A 24,559-nucleotide genomic window follows, 5' to 3' on the forward strand; every position below is an offset into this window, starting at 1 on the left:
TGACTTCCTTCCATGGTGGACGGCCCAACGGGCCCGGATCGGGATGGCAGTCGGGGGAGGGGCGGCGCGTCGGCTAGGGAGCCGCGGTCGGGTCCGCCGTACGCAGCACCGCTCGGTCGCGGACGAGCTTGCCCGTCGCGGTGCGGGGCAGCTGCTCGACGATGTGCAGCACCCGCGGCCGCTTGTAGGGCGCCAGCCGGATCGCCAGCTCGCCCTCCAGGGCCGCGGCCGCGTCCGGGTCGGGCACCACGGCGAAGGCTTCGATGCCGCCGTCGTAGACGACCACCGCGCTCTCCACGCCGGGCAGGGCCGCCAGCGTGTGCTCGACCTCGGTCAGGTCCACCTTGAGGCCGCCGACCGAGACCTGCGAGTCGAGCCGGCCCAGCACCGTCATCAGGCCGGTCGCCGGGTCGACCCGGCCCGCGTCCTTGGTGTGCAGCCAGCCGTCGACCCAGCGGGTCGGGTCGGACAGCCCGACGTACGGGCTCTCCGGCGTCGCGATCAGCAGCTCGCCGTCGGACTCCCGGACGGTGATGCCGGGCGCGGGCATGAGCGAGGGGCGGTGCTCGCCGAACAGGTCGGTGGCGATGACCCCGACCTCGGTCATGCCGTACATGTTGCCCAGCACGATGCCGTAGCGCTCGGTGAAGCGCTGGGCGACCTCGGCGCGCACCAGCTCGCCGCCGGTGGTCATGCGCTTGAGCTGCGGCAGCTTCGGCGGGTTCGGGTTGGAGGCCAGCAGCTCGGTGTGGAACGGCACGCCCAGCAGTGTGGTCGGCGCGTCCCCGGCCTCGACGGCGCGCAGGATGGCGTCCACGGTCAGCCGCTCCGGCAGCACCAGCTCGACGCCCGCGTGCAGGCAGTAGAGCAGGCCGCCGACCAGGCCAAGCACGTGCACCACGGAGGCCAGCAGGACCACCCGCTCGCCGGGCAGCGGCACCCCGTCGATCCGGGTGTACCGGTCGACCTCGGCGACCAGCTGCTCCGCGGTGCGGGCGATGACCTTCGACGGGCCGGTGGAGCCGGAGCTGAGCTGCACCACGGCGTGCCCGGTCCCGGCGGGCCTGCCGTCGCGGGCCTCGGCGACGTCGGTGACCTCGTAGAAGGCGCGCAGCCCGCCCGGCAGGGCGCCGCTGAAGCTCACCACGACCTGCGGCTGCAGCCGCTCCAGGGCGCGATCGGTCTCGTACGCGGTCAGCCGGTGGTCCAGGAGCGCGACCTGCGCCCCGATCCGCCACGCGGCCAGCAGGTTCGCCACGTACGCCAGGGACGGCGGCAGCCGCAGGGCGATCGAGCCGCCCCGGGTCAGGCCGAGCCGGCGCAGCGTGTCGGCGCCGTCGGCGACGGCGTGGCGCAGCGCCGCGCGGTCCACGGGGGAGCCGAAGTGGAGGCAGACGTCGCGGTCGTCTCCGGCGAGCAGGAGCTCGTCCACCCAGTCGGGGGTCGCCGCCAAGGGCGCGCCGGTCGCCCATCCCGTATTGCTCATGATTTGCTCCGCCAGGTGTCGCAAGTGTGCTGGAACCTGGGCCGTGCGCCCCCGACGGACCCGGTGAATCCGGAGACTAGCAAGGAGATCGATGCACTTGCAATGCTCGCTTTAAGTCTGTCGATACGTGAATGGACCAGCCAAAATTCGGGCTTTTCATGGCAGATGAGAGGGCCGCAATCCGACATTTATCTGACTCATCGCGAATTCCATCCGGGCGAGTTCGGCGCGCAGCCGGGCCGCCTCGCGCCCGGCCCCGTCGTGCTCGTGCCGCGCCAGTTCGCGGACGGCTTCGTGCACCGCCGGCGCGTCGAGCTGTGCCAGCGCGTGGGCCGCGGTCTTGGCGCGCAGCACTCGTCGCGGGGCCAGCCGGCGCAGCCCCGACCTGGCACGCAGCGTCCACTCGCCGTCGCTGTAGCGCAGCGTGACCCGAGGGCCGAGCGCGGTCGCGGCCAGCCCGTACCCCCGTGGCAGCGCCACCGCCGGATCGGCGGTCGGACCGCGCGCCCCGGCGTCGTTGAGTTCGCGCCACACCCGATGCCGGATGACCGGGGTCAGGGTGACCGCGAAGTACAGCACCGACGACAGCAGCACCCCGTTGACGAAACCCAGCCGCTCCACGACCAGCCCGGCCAGCACGCCACCGAGCGGGATGCCGGCCATCGCCACGGCCATGATGATGCCGCCCGCCCTGGCCAGCATCGGGCCGGGCACCCGCTGGTAGATGACCGCGCCGACGGTCGGGTTCACCGAGCACATCACCATGCCGCTGATGAAGGTCACCACGACGATCACGGTCAGGTTGTCGCTGAGCGCGAAGACCAGGAAGCGCGGCGCGCCGCCGACGAAGTAGCCGAAGACCAGCGCGCTGTAGCGCGGAAGGTATGGCGCCAGAGTCGCGAACACGACACTGCCCACAATCATCCCGATGGCGTACGCCGCCGCGACCGACCCCAGCGCGACCGGCGAGTCCAGCACCGTCAGCACCCACATCGGCACGAACACCACGGCGCTGGCCTGGTTGAACAGGTTGGTGAAGAACAGCATCCCGGTCACCGCCCGCAGCAGCGGCTCGGAGGTGAAGTACGTGAACCCGCCGCGCAGCGCGGTCAGGTAGGGCTCGGTCGGGGCGGGTTTCGGCTGCTCGCCGTCCTTGCGGGCCGGGTCCGGCACGAAGAAGGCGACCAGCGCCGCGCCGATCAGGAAGCTCGCCGCGTCGACCCAGATCGCCCCGATCGCGCCGAACGCGGCGATGGCGACCCCGCCCACCGAGGCCCCGATCAGCCCGGAGGTGCGCAGCACGCCCTCCCGGGCCGCCGACACCCGGGTGAAGTCCGTGCCCGCGGCGTCCATCAGCGGCTTGAGCAGGTTGTTCTTGGACCGGTCGGCCTGCGCCCGGAGCGCCCCGGCCAGGCTGGACAGCACGATCAGCACACCGAAGCCGAACTGCCCGGTCAGTGCGATCGCCCCCATCACCACCGCGCTGCCGACATCGGACAGCAGCGAGGTCGCCCGCGAGCCGATCCGGTCCTGCAGCGGCGCGGCCAGCACCCCGCTCAGCACGTACGCCAGCGTCTCCGCGCCCGCCACCACGCCGACCTTGACCGGGCTGCCCGTGGTGACCAGCACCAGCCAGGGGATCGCGAGGAAGGACATCCGGCCGCCGATGACCGAGATCGCCTCCGCGGCGACCAGGCCGGGGATGGCCGCTCGGGTGCGCCAGGGCGACGGCGGTGTCGCGATGGACAACGGAACTCCTTCTCAAGCCGGTCGGGTTCTTTGTACCAGCAGCAAAGCTCGACATTGAAGTATCCGTAGGTATCGAGTGGTGGTGCTCTGGACACTCACCGTCGCCGTCGATACGGTGACCTTCGATCCGCGGGCGGTGGGCCGCGGGCGGGGAGAGGCGGTCGGCCGATGCGGTTGCTGATGGTGGGTGCGGACCTGCCCGCCCTGGCCGCGCTCGCCCCCGATGTCGACGCCACCGTGCTGCTCGGCGCGACCACCAAGGACGGCTGGCTGCCGCTGCCCGCCGGCGTGCGCACCGTGTTCGTCGACGACCACAAGAGCCTCGACGCCGCGGTCAACGGCCTGCTGCGGGCGGGCTTCGGGCCCGGCTCGTTCGACGCGGTCTACGCCTACGACGACCCCGCGCTGATGACCGCCGCCGCGCTGGCCGCCATGCTCGGCGCGCGGGGTGTGCCGCCGCGGACGGTGGCGCTGTTCCGCGACAAGTTCCTGCAGAAGCGGGCGCTGCGCGAGGCCGGGCTGCCGGTGACCGCGTGCGAGGTCATCGAGGACATCCGCGAGCTGCCTGCCGGGTACCGGCTGCCGTTTCCGAAAGCCGTGGTCAAGCCGGTGGCCGGGATGGCGACGCAGTCGACCTTCGTCGTCGAGGGCGACGCCGACCTCGCCCGGATCAGTGCCCAGTGCCGGGCGAACAACACCGCCGCGCGCACCTTCGTGGTCGAGGAGTTCGTCTCGGGCGAGGAGTGGTTCGCCGACGGCTTCCTGTCCGGAGGGGAGTTGCGCTTCCTCAGCCTGGGCCGGTATGCCCAGCCGTGCCTGAGCGCGGTGCTGGAGAAGGCGCCGGTGCAGACCTTCTGCCTCGACCCGGTCGCCGACAAGCAGGCATACGACCTGGCCATGCCGCTGATCACCGGAGCCCTGCGGGTGCTGGGCCTGACCGACGGCGTCTTCCACATGGAGTTGTTCCACCGGCCCGAGACCGGCGACCTGGTGTTCAGCGAGTGCGCGGCGCGCCGCGCGGGCGGCCCGATCAGCGACCAGATCCGCTACAAGTACGACGTCGACCTGGCCGAATTCGGCGTGCGCGCCCTGCTGGGTCCGGTCGGCGAACCGGAGGTGCGGGTCCGCGACGGTGTCATCGCCTCCACGTTCCTGCCGCTGCGGCCCGGGGTCGTGCTCGGCTGCCCGAGCGTGGCGGAGGTGCTGGCGCAGCCCGACGTGGTGCACGCCCGGCTCTTCGTGCCCAAGGGCATGCGGGTGCAGGGCGGCGCGGCGAACACGTTCGCCCGCATGGGCGAGGTCACCGTGCACACCGCCGACGCCGCGACCGCCCAGCGGCGGCTCACCGAGCTGGCCGACTGGTTCCGGCAGCACATCGAGGTGCTGCCGCTGGCCCCGACGCTGCGGGAGCTGTTCGCCGACCCCCGCAACGCCGACTTCGTCCACGCCGCCGCCGTGGACGGCTGACCGCAGGAGAGCCCGATGTCACTGCACCCGCAGGTCCAGGCGATGCGCGCGCGTCGCGAAGCCAGCGACACCCCGCAGCTGTACACGCTGTCGGTGGACGAGGCCCGCGCCGCCGACCTGGCTTCGATCCAGGCCTCCGGCGGCGACCCGGAGAGGGTCGCCGAGGTCGTCGACCGCGAGATCGACGGTCCCGGCGGGCCGCTGCCGATCCGGATCTACCGCCCGGTGCTCGGCGGTGAGCTGCCGGTGCTGGTGTACTTCTTCGGCGGTGGCTGGACCCTGGGCACCATCGACACTTCCGACGCCGTGTGCCGCAGCCTCGCCAACGCGGCCGGCTGCCTGGTCGTCGCCGCGGGCTACCGGCTCGCCCCCGAGCACAAGTTCCCCGCCGCGGTGCACGACTGCCACGCCGCCGTGCGCTGGGTCGCCGCGAACGCCGCCGCGATCGGCGCGGACCCGGCCCGCATCGCCGTCGGCGGCGACAGCGCGGGCGGCAACCTGGCCGCCGCGGTCACCCTGCTGGCCCGCGAGGAGGGCGACCTGCCGCTGGCCGGGCAGCTGCTGGTGTATCCGAACACCGACCACCGCTCGCACACCGCCTCGCTGCGCGAGGGCACCGACCCGTACCTGTTCAACGCCACCTCGGTCGCCTGGTACTGGGCGAACTACCTGGCCACCCCCGAGGACGGGCTGAACCCGCTGGCCTCGCCGCTGCGCGCGGACAGCCTGGCCGGCCTGCCCCCGGCCCTGGTCGTCACCGCCGAGTACGACCCGCTGCGCGACCAGGCCGAGGAGTACGCCCGCCGGCTCGGGCGCGAGGGTGTGCCGGTGACGCTGACCCGGTACGACGGCATGGTGCACGGCTTCTTCTGCATGGGCGGCGAACTCGACGCCGGCCGCCGCGCCCTCACCCAAGCCGCCGACCAGCTCCGCAGATGGTTCACCACGTGACCCGGTCCCCTGACCCCCGCTCCTGCGACAACTCTTGAAGACTCGCGGCCTCCGAGTGCTTCGGAGGCCGCAAGTCTTCAAGAGTTGCGAACCGGGGCGGGAGGGTCAGGCGTAGACGGACTGGAGCCACTCCTCGAGGGCCTTCTGTTCGGCCGCGGCGTCGGCGGCCGCGTCGAAGTGGTGCACGGCCACGCCGACCGGTGCGCCGAACGCGTTGCGGCCGAAGAACCGGTACAGCGCGTCCTGCGTACGCAGTCCGACGAAGTTCGGGTGCAGGTAGTCGACGACCGCCTCGGTCTCACCGCCCGGCAGCGCCGTCCGGATCGTGTCGTCCTGCTTCGTCGCGCCGGTCAGGCCGAGCGCGCCGCGCAGCGTGGTGAAGCCGCCGGCGGAGTTCGACGACGCGGGCGCGTCGGTCGACAGGTAGACGACCGGGCGGCGGCTGAAGTGGGCCAGGTACTGCCCGAGGGTGTGCAGGTAGAAGTCGGTGTGCTGGCCGGCGCCGTCGTACTGGTTGTCCCAGTCGTCGGTGAACACGCCGCTGTGCACGTACCGGAACCAGGTCCTGCCGCCGTCGCGGCCCTCGACGGTGTGCTCGACCTGGTTGAACCAGCCGTTGTCGCCGTCCATCCGGGACGCGAGCCGGTGCGGCGGGTCCCACTCGGTGACGGTGCCGCCGAACGCGGCCGCCCCGCCGACCCGCGGCTCGAACTCCATTGGCCACAGCCAGCCGCCGTTGCCGGTGGTGACGGCGTCCCAGTACTCCTCCGGGGTGGTCCGCAGCTCGCCCTCGCGTACGATCTCGAAGTTCTTGCCCATGGTTCTACTCCTTCTCGGTGTCTTGCTCAGTCGGGTGGCCGCCGTCGACGCGCGGCAGCAGCAGGCTCGGGTGCAGTCCGACGACCAGTCGGTGTCGCCGACCGCCGGTGGCGTTCCCGTCGTGATAACGGCTGACCAGGGCGGCCAGCGTCTCGGTGAGTTCGGCGGCGAACGCGGCCCGGTCACCGGCCGAGGCGAAGCGGATCTCACTGTCCACCGCGAACGTGGCCAGCGGCCGCCGCGCGGCCCGCGCCCCCGTGATCAGCTCCCCGACCTCGCGGACCAGCCGCGACGCCAGCGCCAGCAGCCACCGCGCCGACTGCTGGTCGGGCGAACGCTCCGGATCGGGCGCGACCGCAGCGAACGCGGCAGGCGAGATCACGTATGACGCCGCCGTCGCCCGCAGCACCCGCTCGGTGCAGTTGCCCTTCCGCCGCTCCTCGACCAACTCGATGAGCCCGTGACTCTCCAGCGTGCGCAGATGATGGTTGACCTTCTGCCGGGTCAGTCCCGCCTGCGCCGCCAGCGTCGTCGCCGACCCCGGCTCGGCCAGCGCGGCCAGCAACCGCGCCCGCACCGGATCGAGCGACACCTCGGCCACCGCCGCGTCCTCGATCACTCCTACGTCGAACATGCCCCTACTCTCACACCGACAATAAAACTTGTCAAGGAGCGAAATCCGGTCGGCGGAGAGCGGGCATGGAAACGCCCCGGGTCGCGCGGGGCGGGCCGGGGCGTGGGGAGCGGGGGTCAGGCTATGGAGTCGCGGAGGAGGGTGGCGAGGCGGCGGACGCCTTCTTCGAGGGTGTCGGGGTGCAGGCCGCTGCAGGACAGGCGCAGGGAGTGGTGGCCGCCGTCGGTGTAGAAGAAGCTCATGGGGGTCCAGAGGACGCCGTGGCGGGAGGCGGAGATCTCCAGGAGTTTCTCGTCGGCGGGGATGGGCACGTCGACGACGGCGAAGAAGCCGCCGGCGGGCACGTTCCAGCTGATGCCGACCTCGTCGCGCCAGGGGGCGGGCAGGTGCCGGTCGAGGGCGTCGAGCAGGCGGCGCAGGTTGTTGCGGTAGAAGGCGATCTTGTCCACATTGGCCGTCTTCAGGCTGCAGCCGGACTCGACCAGGAGGCCGCCGACCACGGCCTGCGCGATGGGCGAGGTGTTGACCGTGACCATGCTCTTGATCGCGGACAGCTCCTCGGCCAGCAGGGTGCGGTTGCCGGTCGCGTCGACGACGGTCTGGTCGGCGACCATGAAGCCGATGCGCGCGCCGGGGAAGCAGGACTTGGCGAACGAGCCCAGGTAGATCACGCGCCGGTCGCGGTCGAGAGACTTGAGCCGGGGCCGGGGGCGGTCGTCGAGGCCGAACAGGCCGTACGGGTCGTCCTCCAGGATCAGCAGGTCCTCGGCGGCGGCGACGTCGAGCAGCGCGTGCCGGGCGGGCAGGTCCAGGCAGCCGCCGGACGGGTTGGAGAAGTCGGGCACCAGGTACAGCGCGCGGGGGCGGCGGCCCTGGGCGCGCACCGCGCGGGCGACCTCGGCCACCCGGGCCGGGTCGAGCCCGTCGGGGCCTTCCGGCACGGGCACCACGTCGATGTTCAGCACCCGGGCCGCGCCGGTGATGCCGACGTAGCACGGTTCGGCGGCCAGCAGCACGTCGTCGGGGCCCGCGCACAGCCCACGCAACGCCATGATCATCGCTTCCTGGCAGCCCGCGGTCACCGAGATCGCCTCGGCGGGCACGTCGATGCCCTCGTCGACGGCGAGCATGCGGGCGATGAGCCCGTGGATCTGGCCGTTGGTGCGGCCGTACTGCATCAGCGCGCGGCGGATCTGCTCCGGCGTGCTGCCCTGGTCACCGAGGTACGCGACGTACACGTCGAGGTAGCGCTTGATGTCCTCGGTCTCGTAGAAGCCCTCGTACGGCCGCCCGGCGGCCAGCGAGATCGCGTCGGGGTAGCGCCCGGCGACCTCGTTGAGGAAGTTCATCGAGGCGGCGACCGGGTCGCTCACCGAGGCGTGCATCGCCTCCTTGACCAGCTCCACCGGCTTGCCCGCCGCTCGCGAGCGCGGGCCTGGCTCCGCAACCTGCACCATCGTCCTGTGCTCCGTTCAGTCGCGGCGGTCGGGCAGCAGCACCGCGTCGCGGCCGATGTCGGCCAGGCGCGGTCGGCCGGCGAGCGCCATCGTGTGCTCCAGCTCCCCGGTGAGCATGGTCAGCAGCCCGGCCACGCCGTCCGCGCCGTCGACGGTCAGCGCCCACAGCGCCGGGCGGCCGACGAGCACCGCGCTCGCGCCCAGGGCCAGGGCGATGAAGACGTCGCGGCCGTGGCGTACGCCCCCGTCGAGCAGCACCGGGCAGCGGCCCGCGACGGCCGCGACCACCTCCGGCAGCGCACGCAGCGCGGGCACCGCGCCGTCGAGCTGGCGTCCACCGTGGTTGGACACCACGATCGCGTCCACGCCGTGCTCGACGGCGCGGTCGGCGTCCTCGGCGGTGAGCACTCCCTTGAGCACCAGCGGCAGCTCGGTCCGGCCGCGCAGCCAGGCCAGGTCGGCCCAGGTGACGGTCTGGTCGAAGGTCTGCGCCGCGTGCGTGGCGATGGCGGAGGCGCCTTCGCGGTGTTCGTGTGAGGCGGCCATGATCGCGTCGTCGAGGTTCACCGCCCGCACCGCGGGGTCGACGGCGAAGCCGTTGCGCTGGTCGCGCAGCCGCTGCCCGATGCGCGGCGCGTCGACGGTCAGCACCAGCGCCCGGTAGCCGGCGTCCTGGGCGCGGCGGGCCAGTTCGGCGAGCACGGCGCGGCGGCGCAGCCAGTACAGCTGCAGCCAGAGCGGGCCGTTCGCCGCCGCGGCGATGTCCTCCAGGCTGCGGCTGGCGAAGATGCTCACCACGAACAGCGCGCCGCGCGCGCCGCGGGCCGTGGCGACCTCGCCGTCGGGGTGGGCCAGCCGGTGGTACGCCGTGGGCGCGATGCCGATCGGCGTGGTCAGCGAGTCGCCGAGCAGCTTGCCGGCGGTGTCGCAGACCGAGACGTCGACGAGCACCCGGGGCCGCAGTTCGGCGCGGTCGAACAGCCGGCGGTTGGCGTCCAGGGTCAGCTCCGCGCCGCTGCCGCCGTCGAGGTAGTCCCAGACGTCCGCGGGCAGCCGGGGTCGGGCGAGGGCGCGGTAGTCGTCGGTGCACAGGATCGGCAACGGACCTCCACAGCGTCGTACCCGTCCGCGGCCCACGCTAAAGGAGTCGATCGATGCCGCACAATAGCGAGCGATCTTTAGGAAGTGATTGTCGTAAGAATGATTTAGGTACCGATTTCGATGATTGCCGCCCGTGATGTGTCGGCACCTCGACAGTCATAGCCGTCTATTGGGACAGTTCGCGACACGTTTTAGGAAGATCAATATTGAGGGACTTCACTGCGGAGTCAACAATCGCTACAGTCCCTAACGCGCCACTAGAGCGCTTCGGTGGCAAACCATGCAGACATCGGAGCGCCCTGTGTCGCGCCCTTCAAGATCCCGAGGAGGAGGTGTGATCATGGAGGTTGCAAAGAAGGAGGTTGCCAAGCGCGAGGTTGCCAAGCGCGAGGTTGCCCAGCGTGAGGTCGACGGCGTCATCGCCTGATTCGATCTGTGAACCGGGGCGCGGCCTGCGCCGCGCCCCGGCCCCGCGGCCGCTGCCCCTGGCGGCCGCGGCAACCCCCGCCCGGCTGCGGCTACGCTCTGACGCCATGAGCAGGGCGGGACGTGGCCAGGACGCGCTGACGCTGCTGCGCCGCGCCGAGCACGTGCTCTTCGCCGCGCTGCTGGCGATCGGCGCGGGCGAGGCGTGGGCCGAGGGCGGGCAGCGCCTGGCGGTGCTGCTCACGACCGTCGCGGTCGCCGCGTGGTACGCGGTGGGCATCGCGCTGTCACGCCGCGCCGCCGGAGTCCGGATGGCGCTGCTGTGGCTGCTCGTGCTGACCGCCGGCTGGACCGTGCTGCTGTCGCTGTCACTGTCCTTCGTCTGGCTGGCGTTCGCGCTGTATCTGCTCTGCCTGCAACTGCTGCCGCCCCGCGCTGGCCTGCCCGGCACGGCCGCGCTGACCGCCGTCGCGGTCGCCGCGGCGGGCGCGCACCGCGGCGGCCTGGACTCCGGCACCGTGCTCGGCCCGGTCTTCGGCGCCGCCGTCGCCATCGTGATCACGGCCGTCTACCGGCGGCTGCGCCGGGAGAGCGAGGCCCGCGCCACCCTGGTGCGCGAGCTGACGCAGGCGCAGGAGCGGCTGGCCGCCACCGAACGCCGCGAGGGCATCCTCGCCGAACGCGAGCGCCTCGCCCGCGAGATCCACGACACCGTCGCGCAGAACCTGTCCAGCATCATCCTGCTGCTGCGCTCGGCCCGCGACGCCGCCGACGCCGGTCCGCAGCTGGAGGTCGCCGAACACGCGGCCCGCGGCGCGCTGGAGGACACCCGCCGGCTGGTACGCGCGCTGGCCCCGGCCGAGCTGACCGGCCGCTCGCTGCCCGAGGCGCTGGAGCGTGCCGTCGCCGACGCCCGGCACTTCGGCGTCGAGGCCCGTTTCGTGGCCGACGGCGAGACCGGACCGCTGCCCACACCGGTGGCGGTGGCACTGCTGCGGGTCACCCAGGCCGCGCTGGCCAACGTGCGCGCGCACGCCCGCGCGGCCACCGTCGTGGTCACGCTCTCCTACCAACCCGCGGCGGTACGCGTCGACGTCGCCGACGACGGCGTCGGCTTCGACCCCCGCCACCCGGCGACGTCCCCGTCCACGGGCACCGGCCTCGGCCTGGCCGCGATGAGCAGCCGCCTCACCGAGGTCGGCGGCGTGCTCGTGGTCGAGTCCACACCCGGCGAGGGCACCGCGATCAGCGCCACCGTCCCGTTGCCCGTCGTGGAGCGCTCGGCCGGGGTCACTCCGCCTTACGCTCGCTCGGCCGGCATGTCACCGGCCACCGGCACCGCGGCCGACGTGACGCCGGCTGTCGGAGTGGTTTCCGTGTCCGGCACGCCCGCCGCCGGGGAGGCTCAACCGTGATCACCGTGCTGCTGGTGGACGATCACCCGATCGTGCGGGCCGGGCTGCGCGCGACGCTGGAGGCCGACCCGGGCCTGCGCGTGGTCGGCGAGGCGTCCGAGGGTGACGAGGCCGTGCGCCTGGCCCGCGAGCTGTGCCCTGACGTGGTGCTGATGGACCTGCAGCTCGGTCCGGGCATCGACGGCGCGGCGGCCACCGCGCGGGTGCGGGAACTGCCCGAGCCCCCTCGCGTGCTGATCCTTACCACGTACGACAGTGACGCCGACATCCTGCGGGCCATCGAGGCGGGTGCGATCGGGTACCTGCTCAAGGACGCTGAACCGGCCGACCTGCTGCGGGCGCTGCGCGCGGCGGCGGCCGGGGAGACGGTGCTTGCCCCGTCGGTGGCGACGCGCCTGGTGTCGCGCGAGCGCGCCCCGGGCATCAGCCTGACCCCGCGCGAGGCCCAGGTGCTGCAGCTGGTCGCGGGCGGCCACTCCAACTCCGCGATCGCCCGCCGGCTGTTCATCAGCGAGGCGACCGTCAAGTCCCACCTGGTGCAGGTGTTCGCCAAGCTCGGCGTCGACAACCGGACGGCCGCCACCGCCGAGGGCCGCCGCCGCGGCGTCATCCGCTGAGGATCGTTTCCGGTTCGATACGTGCGTGGTGTTGCCGCGTCGCCGGACCGGCCCCACAGTGACGCCATGCGATGGGCACGGGTGGCGCTGACGCTGTTGCTGACGGGTGGGCTCGCGGCCTGCGGGGTGCGGGGCGAGCCTGCGACATACGAGGTCACCGGGGTGCAGAACGGCGGGCGTGACCTGGTCGCCGTGCACGTGGAGAGCAGCCGCGCGGATCACGGCGGGTGGTGGAACGTCGACCACGACGGCCGCATCACGGGCGAGGCCGAACGGGTCTTCCTGGTGGGCCCGCAGCCTTCCGGCTGCGCGGTTCAGGTCTGCTACCGAGTCGCGCCCGGGCTGCTGCGGGTGGAGTCGGGCGGGGACGCCACCGGCTGGACCACCGCCTGGGAGATCAGCGGAAACGACTACGAGCAGCTCGCCGCGGGATATCCGGCGCTCGGTGACCGGGCCGAGCATCTGTCGTCGAGGTCGGTCGTGGTGCGGGAGGTTCCCGGCGGCCACGTGGTCTTCGTCGCCAACGGCCGGGACGGGCTGCTCTACCGCTCGGTCAACGGGGTCTGGCACCGCCTGGGCATCCCGAAAGGCGGCGAGGGCTGGTACTTCGAGGAGCCGCCGCGCCTGGCCTCCGAGCCGCCGCCCGCCGACCCGTCGTGGATCGTGGCGCTGCTGGTGGGGGCCATGCTGGGCGCGGCGGGCCTGCTCATGATGGCGGTCCGGAGGATGTGGCGCGGTCAGGACGTGCGGCTGACGGCGGGCATCGCGGTCGGCGGCGGCCTGCTGTCGTACGGCGCATGCCAGGTCCCCGGCGCGGGCATGTTCCCGTCGGCGATGTACGCCATGATGCTCATCGCCATGATCGTCACGGTGGGCCTGGTCGTGCTCCTGCTGGGCGTCGGCAAGGGAGCGCCGCTGCGGCGGTGACCGGCCGCGGCCGGTGGCGCGGCCGGCGGGCTGCCGACCGCACCACCCCGTCACGGCAGGTCGGTCCGCGCCGCGACGGCCAGCGCGATCGCCTTCGCCTGGGCCAGCGTGAGCGGTGGCAGCTGTCCGGTGTATCCAGTGCTCTCCAGGCTGTACTGCGAGGCGCTCGGGTACTGCGGGATCTCGGTGGCGTTGTCGACGATCACCATCACCATCAGTTTGTCGGCCGGCCGGACGACGAGCACCGCCAGCGCGCGGTTGGGCCTGCCGTCGGTGCTGCCGTCGCCGGTGGCAGGCACGGACAGGATGCGTTCGCCGTCGGGCCCGGTCGACTGGGTGCAGGCTGCCGCGACCTCGCTGGCGCAGGTCTCCTTGCCGGTGGCGCGTCGCGCGGCGATGGTGAGCGTGCCGTTCCGGCCCGCGGCGTTGATCAGCTGAATGGCGCCGTACTCGCCGTTGTCCGCGAACGAGTCCTGGAAGCGCAGATCTCCGACCAGTGTCGCGCCGGGAGCGGCCCGGCGCAGCGCGTCGAGCGACGCCGCTTCCAGCCGTCCTTCGACGGTCTTCGGCACGGCCGGAGACGGGAAGTTCGACGGGAACGGCGAGGGGAAGTTCGACGGCAGCGGCGACGGGAAGTTCGACGGCACCGGTGACGGGAAGGCCGACGGTGTGACCGCCGCCGACGGGGACGGCTCCGGGGCCGCCGGGCTGCCCGACGAAGCGACGCCGAACGGCGCGCCGCGCGGCCCGACGAGCAGCCCGGCGGTGGCGGCGGCCAGGGTGACGGCGAAGGCGGCGGTGACCGAGGCGTGGCGTGCCCGCTGCCGTCGGGCGCGGTGCAGCACCGACGCCAGCCGGTCGGGCGGCGGTGGCAGCGGCGGCACCGCGTCGAGCACGATCCGGCGAAGGTCCTGTTCGGTCATGCGTTTGCTCCATCCAGTACGAGAGACTGCAGATCCGGGTCCGCGCGCAGTTGCGCCAGCGCCCGTGACGCGAGCACCTTGACCGCGCCCTCGGTGCTGCCGAGGAGTTCGGCGACCTCGACCACCGGCCGGTCCTCGACGTAGCGCAGCACCACGACCGCCCGCGCTCGGCGTGACAACCGGCCCAGTGCCCGGGTGACGGCGTCCTGCGCGGCGACCGTCCCGGCGAGGTCGCCGTGCGCCGCCCGTTCCGGCAGCTCCCCGCTCGGCGTCTCGGCCCGCCAGCGTCGCCGCCACCAGGAGACGTACGTGGTGAAGACGACCCGGCGCACGTACGCCTCGGGACTGTCGGCGCGCTCGACCGCCGCCCAGCGCCGCCACGCCTTGGCCAGTGCGGTCTGCAGCAGGTCCTCGGCCCGGCCGGCGTCGCCGGTGAGCAGCCAGGCACTGCGCAGCAGCGCGTCGGACCGGGCCGCGACGAAGTCGGCGAAGCCGCGTTCGAGCTCAGGTGGTGCCATGTGTTCTCCCCATACCCATGCCCCTGTTGACGCTCTGGCGATGCGCGGAGGTAACACCCGGCGCCCGGGCATCAGCCGATCATGGAAAGGTGGACCCTGCGGCGGCGACCTCGCGGCCGGGAACGGAGCGGAACATGCGGGTCAGCATCGCCAGCGAACCGGCCACCCCGGGCGCGGTCAACCTCGACTGGGCCGACGCCCGTCCCCGGCTCGCCGTGCTGCTCGACGGGCTGACCGAGAGCCCGCAGACCGGCTGCGTGCACGGCACCGCCTGGTACGTGGCCCGCCTCGGCGCCCGGCTGCTGCGCCGGCTCGACGGCCCGACGCCGCTGGCCGAGGGCCTGGCGCTGGCCGTCGAGGAGGTGGCGGCCGAGCACCCGGGCTGCGACCTGCGCCACCCGGGCTCACCCGGCTCGACCGTCTCGATCGTGCGGCAGACGGCGACGGGCGCGGAATACCTGGTGCTCGCCGACTCCCCGGTGGTCCTGGACACCGCCGGCGGACCCGTCGCCGTCATCGACGACTCGTGGAAGGCGCTCGCGACGCCCGAACTGGCCGCCGCCGCCGAACGCGGCACCCGTGACGACCTGGCCCGCTTCATCGCCGACCAGCAGTCCCAGCGCAACACCCCCGGCGGTTACTGGATCGCCCGCACCGAGCCCGAGGCCGCGGCCCACGCAATCACCGGCACGGTCGACGGCGTACGCGGCGCGATGCTGGCCTCCGACGGCGCCGCCCTGCTCGTCACCGACTATGCCCTGCTGGACTGGCGTGGTTACCTTGATCTCGGCTACCGCGAAGGCCCCGCCGGCGTCATCGCGGCGACCCGCACCGCCGAACGCGCCGACCCCGACCGCATCCGCTGGCCCCGCCAGAAGGCCAGCGACGACGCCACCGCGGCGGTATGCCTGTTCGGCGTCCCCACCGAGGAAGGCCCACTGCCATGACCGACGAGCGGTACTCAGGCGAGAAGTTCACCGACGAGGAGTCGGCCTTCCTGCGCCACGTCAGATTCGGCGAACTCCCGCCCCGGCCCGCCCCCGAAGACCTCACCGCCGAAACCGAGTCCGAAACCGACCCCCGCCGCGACGCACCTCCCGGCCACCACCCCCTCGGCCCCTTCCCGAACCCGGCCACCCAGGGCTGACGCGGCCGGTCGGTCAGCGGCCGTGGGAGGTTCGGGAGCGTTGGACCAGGGCGTCGATGACGACGGCCGCTAGCAGGACTGTGCCGGTGACGATGAGGCGTACGTCGGAGGACAGGCTCAGCAGTTCGAGGCCGTTGGCGATGGCGCCGATGACGAGCGCGCCGAGCAGGGGGGCGTAGCGGCGGGTGCGGCCGCCGAACAGGCTGGTGCCGCCGATGACGGCCGCGGCGATGGCGTTGATCAGCGTCTCGCCGCTGCCGGACTGCTGGTTGGCGAAGCCGAGCCGCATCGCGGCGACCACGCCGCTGACCGCCGCCAGGGTGCTGCACAGCGCGAACACCGAGATGCGGATCGCGTCGACGTTGATGCCCGCCCGGCGGGCCGCCTCGATGTTGCCGCCCACCGCGAAGATCTTGCGCCCGTACGCGGTGCGCCGCAGCAGCCAGTCGAAGAAGACCACCACCAGCACCATGAACACGAAGGTCCACGGCACGCCGCGGTCCAGGTAGAGCTTCGCGACGACGAGCTGGAGCAGCACGAACAGGATCACCGCGACCGCGATCGGCAGCCACAGCGGCATGACGGGCAGCTCGGCGGCGGCCCGGCGACGCCGGGTCAGCAGGCTGACCAGCAGGTACAGCAGGGGGATCAGGGCGGCCAGCGCGATGGCGAGCCAGCGGGGCACGAAGGAGAACTGGGCCCAGCGCACCAGGGTGCCGGCCGGGGGCAGGTTGATGGTGCCCTGCTCGCCGAGCACCCGCAGCTGCACGCCCTGCCAGATGAGCAGGCCGGCCAGCGTGACGATGAACGACGGCACGCCGATCTTGGCGAAGATGGAGCCCTGGATCGTGCCGACCAACGTGCCGACGAGCACCGCGAGCAGCACCGCGAGCAGTGGCGCGAACCCGTCGTTGACGTGGGTGACCAGCAGGACCGCCGCCGCGAGGCCGCTCACCGAGCCGATGGACAGGTCGATCTCGCCGAGCATCAGCACCAGCGTGATGCCGGTGGCCATGATGCCCAGCGCGGCGATCTGCAGGCACAGGTTGACCAGGTTGAACGCGTTGAGGAAGGTCGGGTTGAGGCTCTGGAACACGATCACGATGAGGATCAGCCCGATGATGATCGGCAGTGAGCCGACATCGCCGGTGCGCAGCGTCTGCAGCCAGCCGCCGACCGCCTCTTTCGGGCTGCTCAGCTCGGTCGCCGGGGTCGGCGGGGGGACCGCCGGTCCGGTCAGGGGATCGGCCATCAGGCACCGCCCTCCGCCGAACCCGCCGCCAGCGGGTCGTCACCGGCGGTCTGCTCGCGCAGCCGGGCCACCCGCTCGGAGACGACGTTCTGGGTCGCCCCGGTGATCGCGGCGATGATCTGCTCGTTGGTGACGTCGTGGATGCGGAACTCGCCGTTGTTGCGGCCGAGCCGCAGCACCGCCACCCGGTCCGCGACCGCGCGTACGTCGACCATGTTGTGGCTGATCAGCACCACGCCCAGGCCCCGGTCCCGCAGCCGCTCGATGAGGTTGAGCACCTGCGCGGTCTGCGCCACGCCGAGCGCCGCGGTGGGCTCGTCGAGCAGCACCACCTTCGGGTCGCCGAGCAGCGAACGGGAGATCGCGACGGTCTGCCGTTGCCCGCCGGACAGCGCTGCCACGGGCAGCCGCACGCTGGGAATCCGCGCTGCCAGCTCCCGCAGCAGCTTGCCGCTGCGCCGCTCCATCTCGACCTCGTCGAGCGCCGCCCCCCGCCGCAGCTCCCGCCCGAGGAACAGGTTGTTGACCACGTCCAGGTTGTCGCACAGCGCCAGGTCCTGGAAGACGGTGGCGATGCCCAGCTCCTGCGCCGCGTGCGGAGTCTCGACACGCACCTCGCGCCCCGCGAACGTCACCGTCCCCGTGTCCGGCGGACTCACCCCGCAGATCGCCTTGACCAGCGTGGACTTACCCGCCCCGTTGTCCCCGACGAGCGCCACCACCTCCCCGGCGTACACCTCAAGGTCGACCTCGCTCAGCGCCTGCACCGCGCCGAACCGCTTGCTGACCCCCCGCAACGCCAGAATCGGCTCCCGCACCCCACTCACCCCCAAGGAAAGGAAGGGCACCTTCACATCGCCATACGTAGAGGAAGGTGCCCTTCTTAACGCCTGCCCGGTGACAGGCCAGGTCAGGTCAGGCCGGCGGCCTGGCAGGCGGCCGAGTACGTCGAGGTGCAGATCTGCTCGACGGTGTAGAGGTTGTCGGCGACCACGGTCTGCTTGATGTTGTCCTTGGTCACCGCCTGCGGTTCGAGCAGGAACGACGGCACGTCGACCGCGCCGTTGTTCACGGTCCGGTCGGTGCTCGGCTTCTCGCCCTTGACCAGGGCGACCGCCACCTCGGCGGCCTGCTCGGCCTCGGGCTTGAACGCCTTGTAGACGGTCATGTACTGGTCGCCGCCGACGATGCGCTGGATCGCGGCGAGTTCGGCGTCCTGGCCGGTGGTGGGCGGCACGGGCGTGATGCCCGCGGCCCGCATCGCGGAGATCGCGCCGCCGGCGGTGCCGTCGTTGGCGGCGTACACCCCCACGAACCCGTCCTTGCCGAGCTGCGCGATCTGGCCCTCCATGAACTTCTGGGCGTTCTCGGGCTTCCACTCGGGAGTGAAGAAGTCGGGTGTCGGCACGGTCTTGAAGCCGGAGGTGTCCAGCGCCGAGTGCGCGCCCTTGTTGAACAGCTTCGCGTTGTTGTCGGTCGGCGATCCGTTGATCATCACGATGTTCCCGGACGTCTTGCCCAGCTCCTTGAGCCGGTTCACCAGCGATTCGCCCTGCAGTTGGCCGACGCGTTCGTTGTCGAAGGAGATGTAGTAGTCGACCGGCGCGTTCTGGATGAGCCGGTCGTACGAGATCACCGGCACGTTCTTCGACTTCGCCAGCGACACGATGGTGGCCGCGGCCGCGCCGTCGACCGGGTCGAGCACCAGCACCTGCGCGCCGTTGTTGAGCGCGGCCTCGGCCTGCTGCTGCTGGCGGCTCTGGTCCTGCTGGGCGTTGCTGTAGATGATCTCGCAGTCGGGGCACAGCTGCTTGACCTTGGCCTCGAACAGCGGCCGGTCGTGCTGCTCGTACCGCGTGGTCTGCGACTCGGGCAGCAGCAGTGCGATCTTGCCGCCGCCCGCCTTGCCGCCGGAGTCGCCGCTCTCGCAGGCGGCGGCCCCGACGGCGAGCAGGACCGCGGTGGTGATGGCGACTGCCAGACGCCGCGAAGACATGCCAACCTCCTTCACGGCCGGCTCGCCGGGCGCGTCGGCACGGGATAGGCGAATACGAACGATCCTATAACTCACCTATTACGCATATGTCCTGGTTCGCGAATTCTCAGGCGATCCTCAGCGTCGTCGGCGGCCCGCCGACGGCCGCTCTCGGACCTGCGGGCGCGCGTCATGATCGCTGTCTACGGTCATGATCTGCGGTCCCACCGCACTATCTGACCGCGGACAGCGATCATCACCGGGGGCTCGAACGGTCCGCGTTAAGAAGGGCACGTTCCTCTACTCATAGCGATGTGAAGGTGCCCTTCCTTCGGGCAGGGCGGCCGGAAGGCGGCATAGCGAGAGGCCCGGATCAGGGATCCGGGCCTCTCGTCGGGGGAGGGATGGGGGTATGGGGATGGGCGGTTCAGCAGGAGGTCTGGATGCCGCGGTCGGCCAGCCAGCCGTCCGGGTTGATCTGGTTCCACATGCCCTTGTGCACCTCGAAGTGCAGGTGGGGGCCGGTCGAGTCGCCGGTGGAGCCTTCCAGGCCGAGGATGTCGCCGGCCTTGACCTCGTCACCGACCGACACCTTGTCCTGCGACATGTGGGCGTAGTGGGTGAGGTAGCCGTTGTGGTGGTCGACCACGACCGAGATGCCGTAACCGCTGTACGCCCAGCCGGCGCTGACCACGGTGCCCGCGCCGACGGCGCGGATCGGGGTGCCGCTCGGCATGGCGAAGTCGATGCCGGCGTGCAGCACACCCCAGCGCTGCCCGAAGCAGGACGTCACCTGGGCGCCCTTCATCGGGATCATCCACGCCGGCCGGGGAGCCGCGGCGGGCTTCGGCGCGGTCTTGACCGTGGCCGGCTTCGGCTTGGTCACCGTCGGCTTCTTGGGCGGGGTGGTGGCAGGCTTGGTCGTGGTGGTCTCCACGGGGGTGGAGCGCTGGTACCGGCTTGCGTCCTCGGCGACGTACTGCCGCTCGGCGAGCGCGTCGACGGTCGCGACATTGGTGATCGCCTTGGCGGCGTCGGCGGGGGTGGAGTCGTTGTCGTTGGCATTGGCGGCACCGGCGATCAGGCCGAACGCGCTGACACCCGCGAGAGCGGTGATGGCCAGTGCCTGGCGGGAGTGCCGGGCGAGGCCTCCGCGGACCATTCCGCCGGTCTGGGCGAGGCGGTCACGGCTCTTGTCGAGGTTGCCGGGGACGCTGTGCTTGCCACGTCTGAAGTAAGTCACGGGGGTTGGGGGCCTTTCCGTCATCACCTTTGATTCGGGAGCGCCCATACTGCCTGCTCAGTGACTGGACTCACCACCGCGGTCAGGAATCATCCGTCCTGATGGGTGAACTTTCCTCCCCTTCTAGGGGCTTACTGGCCGGTTCATCACGTCTTGCCACACTGTGATCTGCATCACAGCATGTCCGAATTGCTGGCATTTTCCCCTACGGGATCGCCTCAGGGAGGCGTTGTTTTATCCCATCAAAGCTCCACTCGGACGGCCAAATCACCACGAAATGGAGCTTTGATCTTGGGGGAAATTTCAGCTCAGCATGACCGGTAGCCGATCGAGGCCGCGTAGCAGCGCTCCCGGACGCCAGATCAGCTCGTCCAGCGGCCGCGTCGCACGCAGCTTCGGGAAGCGGTCCAGCAGGCCGTTGAACGCGATCTCGCCCTCCAGCCGGGCCAGCGGCGCGCCGAGGCAGTAGTGGATGCCGTGGCCGAACGCCAGGTGCTGGTTGTCGGTGCGTGCCGGGTCGAAGCGCTCCGGGTCGGCGAAGGCCTGCGGGTCGTGGTTGGCCGACAGCAGGCTGACCATGACGACCGCCCCGGCCGGCACGGTCACTCCGCCGAACTCCACCGGCTCGGTGGCGATCCGCAGGGTCGCGGTCTTCACCGGGCTCTCGTACCGCAGGAACTCCTCGATGGCGGGGGAGAGCAGCTTGCGGTCCGCGCGCAGCCGCGCCAGCTCCTCGGGGTGGCTCAGCAGCAGGTAGACGCCGTTGCCGATGAGGTTGACGGTGGTCTCGTGCCCGGCGAGCAGCAGCAGGAACACCAGCGAGGTCAGCTCGTCCTCGGTCAGCCGCTCGCCGTCGTCGGCCGCTGTGACCAGCGCGGACAGCAGCGCCTGGTCGGGCTGGGCCCGCTTGCGCTCCACCAGCTCGCGTACGTAGTCGTTCATCGCCGTCGCGGCCGCCAGCGCGTCGCCCTGCGCCAGCGCGCTCGCGATGATGGTGTTCGACCAGGCGCGGAAGCTGTCCCGGTCGTCCATCGGCACCCCGAGCAGCTCGCAGATGACCGCCAGGGGCAGCGGGAAGGCGTACTCGCCGATGAGGTCGACCTCGTCCCGGCCGGCGAAACCGTCGAGCAGCTCGTCGGAGATGCGCTGCACGTCGGGGCGCAGGTCCGCGATGCGGCGGGCGGTGAACGCCGAGGAGACGATGCGGCGCAGCCGGGTGTGCGCGGGCGGGTCGTTGCTGAGCATGTGCGAGTCCATCGCGGCGCGCAGCTCGACCGGCCAGCCGCCGCTGGTGCGGATCGGGGCGCCCGAGACGTTCTTGCTCAGCCGGGGGTCGTTCAGGGCGCGGCGGGCGTCGTCGTGCCGGGTGATCAGCCAGGCGTTGAAGTTCGGGGCCACGGCGAACTCGTGCGCGGGAGCCTCCTCGCGCAGCCGTGCGTAGACCGGATGGGGGGCGGACGTCGCTTCAGGACCGAACGGATGCATGCTGCGAACGTTAGCAATCGATGTCCGTTTCGGCCGCCCCCTTCGAGCCTCGCCGAATGTCACCCGATCGGGGTGGGTATGCGCGGTAGTGCGCGTGGGAACGCTCCCCGAAAACCGTGCGAACGGCACAACTGTCGATGCATGTGCCATACGTCACCAGCTCCTCCTAAATTCCCTGAGCGGCCGTTAAGGTCCCGCGCAAGACTGATTGTCGAGGTCACTACGCGGGAGGTCGCAATGACGAAGTACGTGTACGACTTCGCCGAGGGGAACAAGGACCTCAAGGATCTGCTCGGCGGCAAGGGCGCGAACCTCGCCGAGATGGTGCGGATCGGCCTGCCCGTGCCACCCGGGTTCACCATCACCACCGACGCCTGCCGCGAGTACCTGACCGCGGGCAGCCCGCCCGCCGAGCTGGCCGAGCAGGTCGGCGCGCACCTCGCCGCGCTGGAGCAGACGATGGGCCGCCGCCTCGGCGACCCCGCGGACCCGCTGCTGGTCTCGGTGCGCTCGGGAGCCAAGTTCTCCATGCCCGGCATGATGGAGACGGTGCTCAACGTCGGGCTGACCGACGCCAGCGTGCACGGGCTGGCCGCGCGCAGCGGCAACGAGCGTTTCGCCTGGGACTCGTACCGCCGGCTCATCCAGATGTTCGGCAAGACCGTGTGCGACGTGCCCGGCGACGCCTTCGAGCACGCCATGGACCGGGTCAAGGGCTCGCGCGCGGACGTGGAGCTGGACGCCGCCGAGCTGCGCGGCCTGGTGGACACCTTCAAGGCCATCTTCGCCGAGCACACCGGGCGCGAATTCCCGCAGGACCCGCGCGAGCAGATGGACCTCGCCGTCAACGCCGTCTTCGACTCCTGGAACGCCGAGCGCGCCGTGCTCTACCGCCGCCAGGAGCGCATCCCGGCCGACCTGGGCACCGCCGTGAACATCGTCGCGATGGTCTTCGGCAACCTCGGCCCCGACTCCGGCACCGGCGTCGCCTTCACCCGCGACCCGGCCACCGGCGCCCGCGGCGTGTACGGCGACTACCTCGCCAACGCCCAGGGCGAGGACGTCGTCGCCGGCATCCGCAACACCGTGCCCCTGCAGGAGCTGGAGCAGCTCGACAAGAAGTCGTTCGACGAGCTGATGGGCATCATGTCCACGCTCGAAGGCCACTACCGCGACCTGTGCGACATCGAGTTCACCATCGAGGCCGGCAAGCTGTGGATGCTGCAGACCCGGGTGGGCAAACGCACCGCGGCCGCGGCGTTCATCATCGCGTCGCAGCTCGTCGACGAGGGCATGATCGACCTCGACGAGGCGCTGCGCCGGCAGAGCGGGGCGCGCCTGGCCCAGCTGATGTTCCCGACCTTCGACGACTCGGCGGTCGACAAGCCGATCGCCAAGGGCATCGCGGCCTCACCGGGCGCGGCCGTCGGGCACGTGGTGTTCGACAGCGCGCACGCGGTCGAGCGGGCCGCGAAGGGGGAGAAGGTCATCCTGGTGCGCCGGGAGACCAATCCCGACGACCTGCCCGGCATGATCGCGGCACAGGGCATCCTGACCAGCCGTGGCGGCAAGACCTCGCACGCCGCGGTGGTGGCCCGGGGCATGGGCAAGACCTGCGTCTGCGGCGCCGAGGCGGTCGAGGTGGACCTGGCCGGCAAGCGGTTCACCGTCGGCGACGTCACCGTGGGCGAGGGCGACCTGATCTCGATCGACGGCACCAGCGGGGCGATCCACCTCGGCGAGGTGCCGGTCCGGCCCAGCCCGGTGGTGCGCTACTTCGACGGCGAGCTGCCCGCCGACGCCGACACGCTGGTCGCCGCCGTGCACCGGATGCTGACGCACGCCGACGAGCGCCGTCGGCTGGCCGTGCGCGCCAATGCCGACACCGGCTCCGACGCGGCGCGGGCGCGGCGGTTCGGCGCGCAGGGCATCGGCCTGTGCCGCACCGAGCACATGTTCCTCGGCGAGCGCCGGGCCATGGTGGAGCGGCTGATCCTGGCCGACGGCGAGGCCGAGCAGCAGCGGGCGCTGGACGCGCTGCTGCCGCTGCAGCGCGACGACTTCGCGGAGATCTTCCGGGCGATGGACGGGCTGCCGGTCACCATCCGGCTGATCGACCCGCCGCTGCACGAGTTCCTGCCGCCGCTGGAGGAGCTGGCCGTCGAGGTCGCCACTGCGAAGGAGCCCGACCCGCACCGGGAGGCGCTGCTGGCCGCGGTGCGCCGGATGCACGAGCAGAACCCGATGCTGGGGCTGCGCGGCGTACGCCTCGGGCTGGTCATCCCGGGCCTGTTCGGCATGCAGGTGCGGGCCATCGCCCAGGCCGCGGCGAAGGTCCGCGCCGACGGCGGCGACGCCCGGCCGGAGATCATGGTGCCGCTGGTGGGCGCGGTGCAGGAACTGGAGGCGGTACGCGCCGACGCCGAGCGCATCCTCGCCGAGGAGGGCATGTCCGGCACTCCGATCGGCACGATGATCGAGGTGCCCCGGGCCGCGCTGACGGCGGGCCAGATCGCCGAGGCGGCCGACTTCTTCTCCTTCGGCACCAACGACCTGACCCAGATGGGCTGGGGCTTCTCCCGCGACGACGTGGAGGGCTCGTTCTTCAGCCGGTACCTGGAGTTGGGCGTGTTCGGGGTGTCGCCGTTCGAGACGCTGGACCGCGACGGCATCGGCCGGCTGGTGCGCATCGCCGTGCAGGAGGGCCGCCAGGTGCGGCCGGACCTGAAGATCGGCGTCTGCGGCGAGCACGGCGGCGACCCCGAGTCGGTGCGCTTCTTCCACGAGGTGGGATTGGACTACGTCTCCTGCTCCCCGTTCCGCGTCCCCGTCGCCCGCCTGGAAGCCGGCCGCGCCGTCCTCTGACCTGGAAAGGAAGGGCGCCTTCCACCACGCATGCGTGGTGGCTGAGCACGGACTTCGCGTCTGCCGTCGCGCCCAGGGCGTCGAGTCCGGCCAGGGCGGCGC

The 24,559-nt window shown here is 71.8% G+C and carries 21 protein-coding genes; 8 read left to right on the plus strand and 13 right to left on the minus strand.

The features are described 5' to 3' along the window. Positions 1 to 73: 73 nt before the first annotated feature. Together AB0B35_RS30525 and AB0B35_RS30530 are read right to left on the minus strand one after the other, a co-directional pair. Positions 74 to 1,486, minus strand: coding sequence for a fatty acid--CoA ligase family protein (locus AB0B35_RS30525; protein ID WP_361051783.1), 1,413 nt, complete (start codon positions 1,484 to 1,486; stop codon positions 74 to 76). A gap of 156 nt (positions 1,487 to 1,642) precedes the next feature. After that, a complete protein-coding gene (locus AB0B35_RS30530) occupies positions 1,643 to 3,235 on the minus strand; it encodes an MFS transporter (RefSeq protein ID WP_361051786.1) in 1,593 nt (530 codons plus the stop codon). Positions 3,236 to 3,403: 168 nt separating this feature from the next. Here AB0B35_RS30530 and AB0B35_RS30535 point away from each other — a divergent pair, with 168 nt between their 5' ends. Beyond that, complete coding sequence (locus AB0B35_RS30535) at positions 3,404 to 4,702, plus strand: ATP-grasp domain-containing protein (protein ID WP_361051789.1); 1,299 nt, start codon at positions 3,404 to 3,406, stop codon at positions 4,700 to 4,702. A 15-nt stretch (positions 4,703 to 4,717) separates the two neighbouring features. After that, positions 4,718 to 5,653, plus strand: a complete 936-nt coding sequence (locus AB0B35_RS30540; RefSeq protein WP_361051792.1) for an alpha/beta hydrolase — start codon at positions 4,718 to 4,720, stop codon at positions 5,651 to 5,653. 105 nt (positions 5,654 to 5,758) lie between these two features. On the opposite strand, the gene AB0B35_RS30545 is transcribed toward AB0B35_RS30540, so the two are convergent. The 4 genes from AB0B35_RS30545 to AB0B35_RS30560 form a co-directional block, all read right to left on the minus strand. Then, positions 5,759 to 6,472 (minus strand): SRPBCC domain-containing protein, encoded by a 714-nt coding sequence (locus AB0B35_RS30545; RefSeq protein WP_361051795.1) that lies wholly within the window; start codon positions 6,470 to 6,472, stop codon positions 5,759 to 5,761. 4 nt (positions 6,473 to 6,476) lie between these two features. Then, positions 6,477 to 7,106 carry a helix-turn-helix domain-containing protein gene (locus AB0B35_RS30550; RefSeq protein ID WP_360538413.1) on the minus strand — a complete coding sequence of 210 codons (630 nt, stop codon included), beginning with the start codon at positions 7,104 to 7,106 and terminating at the stop codon, positions 6,477 to 6,479. A 116-nt stretch (positions 7,107 to 7,222) separates the two neighbouring features. Beyond that, entirely contained in the window at positions 7,223 to 8,563 is a 1,341-nt protein-coding gene (locus tag AB0B35_RS30555; protein WP_361051798.1) for a PLP-dependent aminotransferase family protein, read from the minus strand. Between the two features lie 15 nt (positions 8,564 to 8,578). Beyond that, the gene (locus AB0B35_RS30560) at positions 8,579 to 9,664 is read right to left on the minus strand and encodes an alpha-hydroxy acid oxidase (protein WP_361051801.1); all 1,086 of its coding nucleotides are present in this window, start codon (positions 9,662 to 9,664) and stop codon (positions 8,579 to 8,581) included. Positions 9,665 to 10,197: 533 nt separating this feature from the next. Between AB0B35_RS30560 and AB0B35_RS30565 the strand changes: the two genes are divergently transcribed. The 3 genes from AB0B35_RS30565 to AB0B35_RS30575 all read left to right on the plus strand — a co-directional run bounded on the left by AB0B35_RS30565 (position 10,198) and on the right by AB0B35_RS30575 (position 13,049). Then, positions 10,198 to 11,505 carry a sensor histidine kinase gene (locus AB0B35_RS30565; RefSeq protein WP_361051804.1) on the plus strand — a complete coding sequence of 436 codons (1,308 nt, stop codon included), beginning with the start codon at positions 10,198 to 10,200 and terminating at the stop codon, positions 11,503 to 11,505. Next, on the plus strand, positions 11,502 to 12,122 hold the full coding sequence (locus AB0B35_RS30570) for a response regulator transcription factor (RefSeq protein ID WP_361051807.1): 621 nt from the start codon (positions 11,502 to 11,504) through the stop codon (positions 12,120 to 12,122). Before AB0B35_RS30565 ends, AB0B35_RS30570 begins: the two co-directional genes overlap by 4 nt. Positions 12,123 to 12,188: 66 nt before the next feature. Then, a complete protein-coding gene (locus AB0B35_RS30575) occupies positions 12,189 to 13,049 on the plus strand; it encodes a hypothetical protein (protein WP_361051810.1) in 861 nt (286 codons plus the stop codon). A 50-nt stretch (positions 13,050 to 13,099) separates the two neighbouring features. On the opposite strand, the gene AB0B35_RS30580 is transcribed toward AB0B35_RS30575, so the two are convergent. Together AB0B35_RS30580 and AB0B35_RS30585 are read right to left on the minus strand one after the other, a co-directional pair. Then, positions 13,100 to 13,972: a hypothetical protein gene (locus AB0B35_RS30580; protein ID WP_361051813.1), complete on the minus strand. Its 873-nt coding sequence runs from the start codon at positions 13,970 to 13,972 to the stop codon at positions 13,100 to 13,102. Next, the gene (locus AB0B35_RS30585) at positions 13,969 to 14,490 is read right to left on the minus strand and encodes a SigE family RNA polymerase sigma factor (protein WP_360538399.1); all 522 of its coding nucleotides are present in this window, start codon (positions 14,488 to 14,490) and stop codon (positions 13,969 to 13,971) included. Before AB0B35_RS30585 ends, AB0B35_RS30580 begins: the two co-directional genes overlap by 4 nt. Positions 14,491 to 14,624: 134 nt before the next feature. On the opposite strand from AB0B35_RS30585, the gene AB0B35_RS30590 reads away from it, so the two are divergent. After that, positions 14,625 to 15,437, plus strand: coding sequence for a hypothetical protein (locus AB0B35_RS30590; protein WP_361051816.1), 813 nt, complete (start codon positions 14,625 to 14,627; stop codon positions 15,435 to 15,437). Continuing rightward, positions 15,434 to 15,637, plus strand: a complete 204-nt coding sequence (locus AB0B35_RS30595; RefSeq protein WP_360538395.1) for a hypothetical protein — start codon at positions 15,434 to 15,436, stop codon at positions 15,635 to 15,637. The genes AB0B35_RS30590 and AB0B35_RS30595 overlap by 4 nt, the downstream gene beginning before the upstream one ends. Positions 15,638 to 15,650: 13 nt before the next feature. Here the strand turns inward: AB0B35_RS30595 and AB0B35_RS30600 are convergent, their stop codons facing one another. From AB0B35_RS30600 to AB0B35_RS30620, 5 genes are all read right to left on the minus strand, one after another. After that, on the minus strand, positions 15,651 to 16,889 hold the full coding sequence (locus tag AB0B35_RS30600) for a sugar ABC transporter permease (protein ID WP_361051819.1): 1,239 nt from the start codon (positions 16,887 to 16,889) through the stop codon (positions 15,651 to 15,653). After that, positions 16,889 to 17,707: an ATP-binding cassette domain-containing protein gene (locus AB0B35_RS30605; RefSeq protein WP_360538391.1), complete on the minus strand. Its 819-nt coding sequence runs from the start codon at positions 17,705 to 17,707 to the stop codon at positions 16,889 to 16,891. The genes AB0B35_RS30600 and AB0B35_RS30605 overlap by 1 nt, the downstream gene beginning before the upstream one ends. 92 nt (positions 17,708 to 17,799) lie before the next feature. Next, on the minus strand, positions 17,800 to 18,885 hold the full coding sequence (locus AB0B35_RS30610; protein ID WP_361051826.1) for a sugar ABC transporter substrate-binding protein: 1,086 nt from the start codon (positions 18,883 to 18,885) through the stop codon (positions 17,800 to 17,802). 406 nt (positions 18,886 to 19,291) lie between these two features. Next, positions 19,292 to 20,107 carry a M23 family metallopeptidase gene (locus AB0B35_RS30615; RefSeq protein WP_361051829.1) on the minus strand — a complete coding sequence of 272 codons (816 nt, stop codon included), beginning with the start codon at positions 20,105 to 20,107 and terminating at the stop codon, positions 19,292 to 19,294. Between the two features lie 303 nt (positions 20,108 to 20,410). After that, complete coding sequence (locus AB0B35_RS30620) at positions 20,411 to 21,592, minus strand: cytochrome P450 (RefSeq protein ID WP_361051832.1); 1,182 nt, start codon at positions 21,590 to 21,592, stop codon at positions 20,411 to 20,413. A gap of 237 nt (positions 21,593 to 21,829) precedes the next feature. Between AB0B35_RS30620 and ppdK the strand changes: the two genes are divergently transcribed. Next, positions 21,830 to 24,457 carry a pyruvate, phosphate dikinase gene (gene ppdK, locus AB0B35_RS30625; RefSeq protein ID WP_361051834.1) on the plus strand — a complete coding sequence of 876 codons (2,628 nt, stop codon included), beginning with the start codon at positions 21,830 to 21,832 and terminating at the stop codon, positions 24,455 to 24,457. Positions 24,458 to 24,559: the final 102 nt, after the last annotated feature.

Origin of the sequence: Catellatospora sp. NPDC049133, from assembly GCF_040648455.1 — a bacterium.
Taxonomy (GTDB): Bacteria; Actinomycetota; Actinomycetes; order Mycobacteriales; family Micromonosporaceae; genus Catellatospora; species Catellatospora aurea.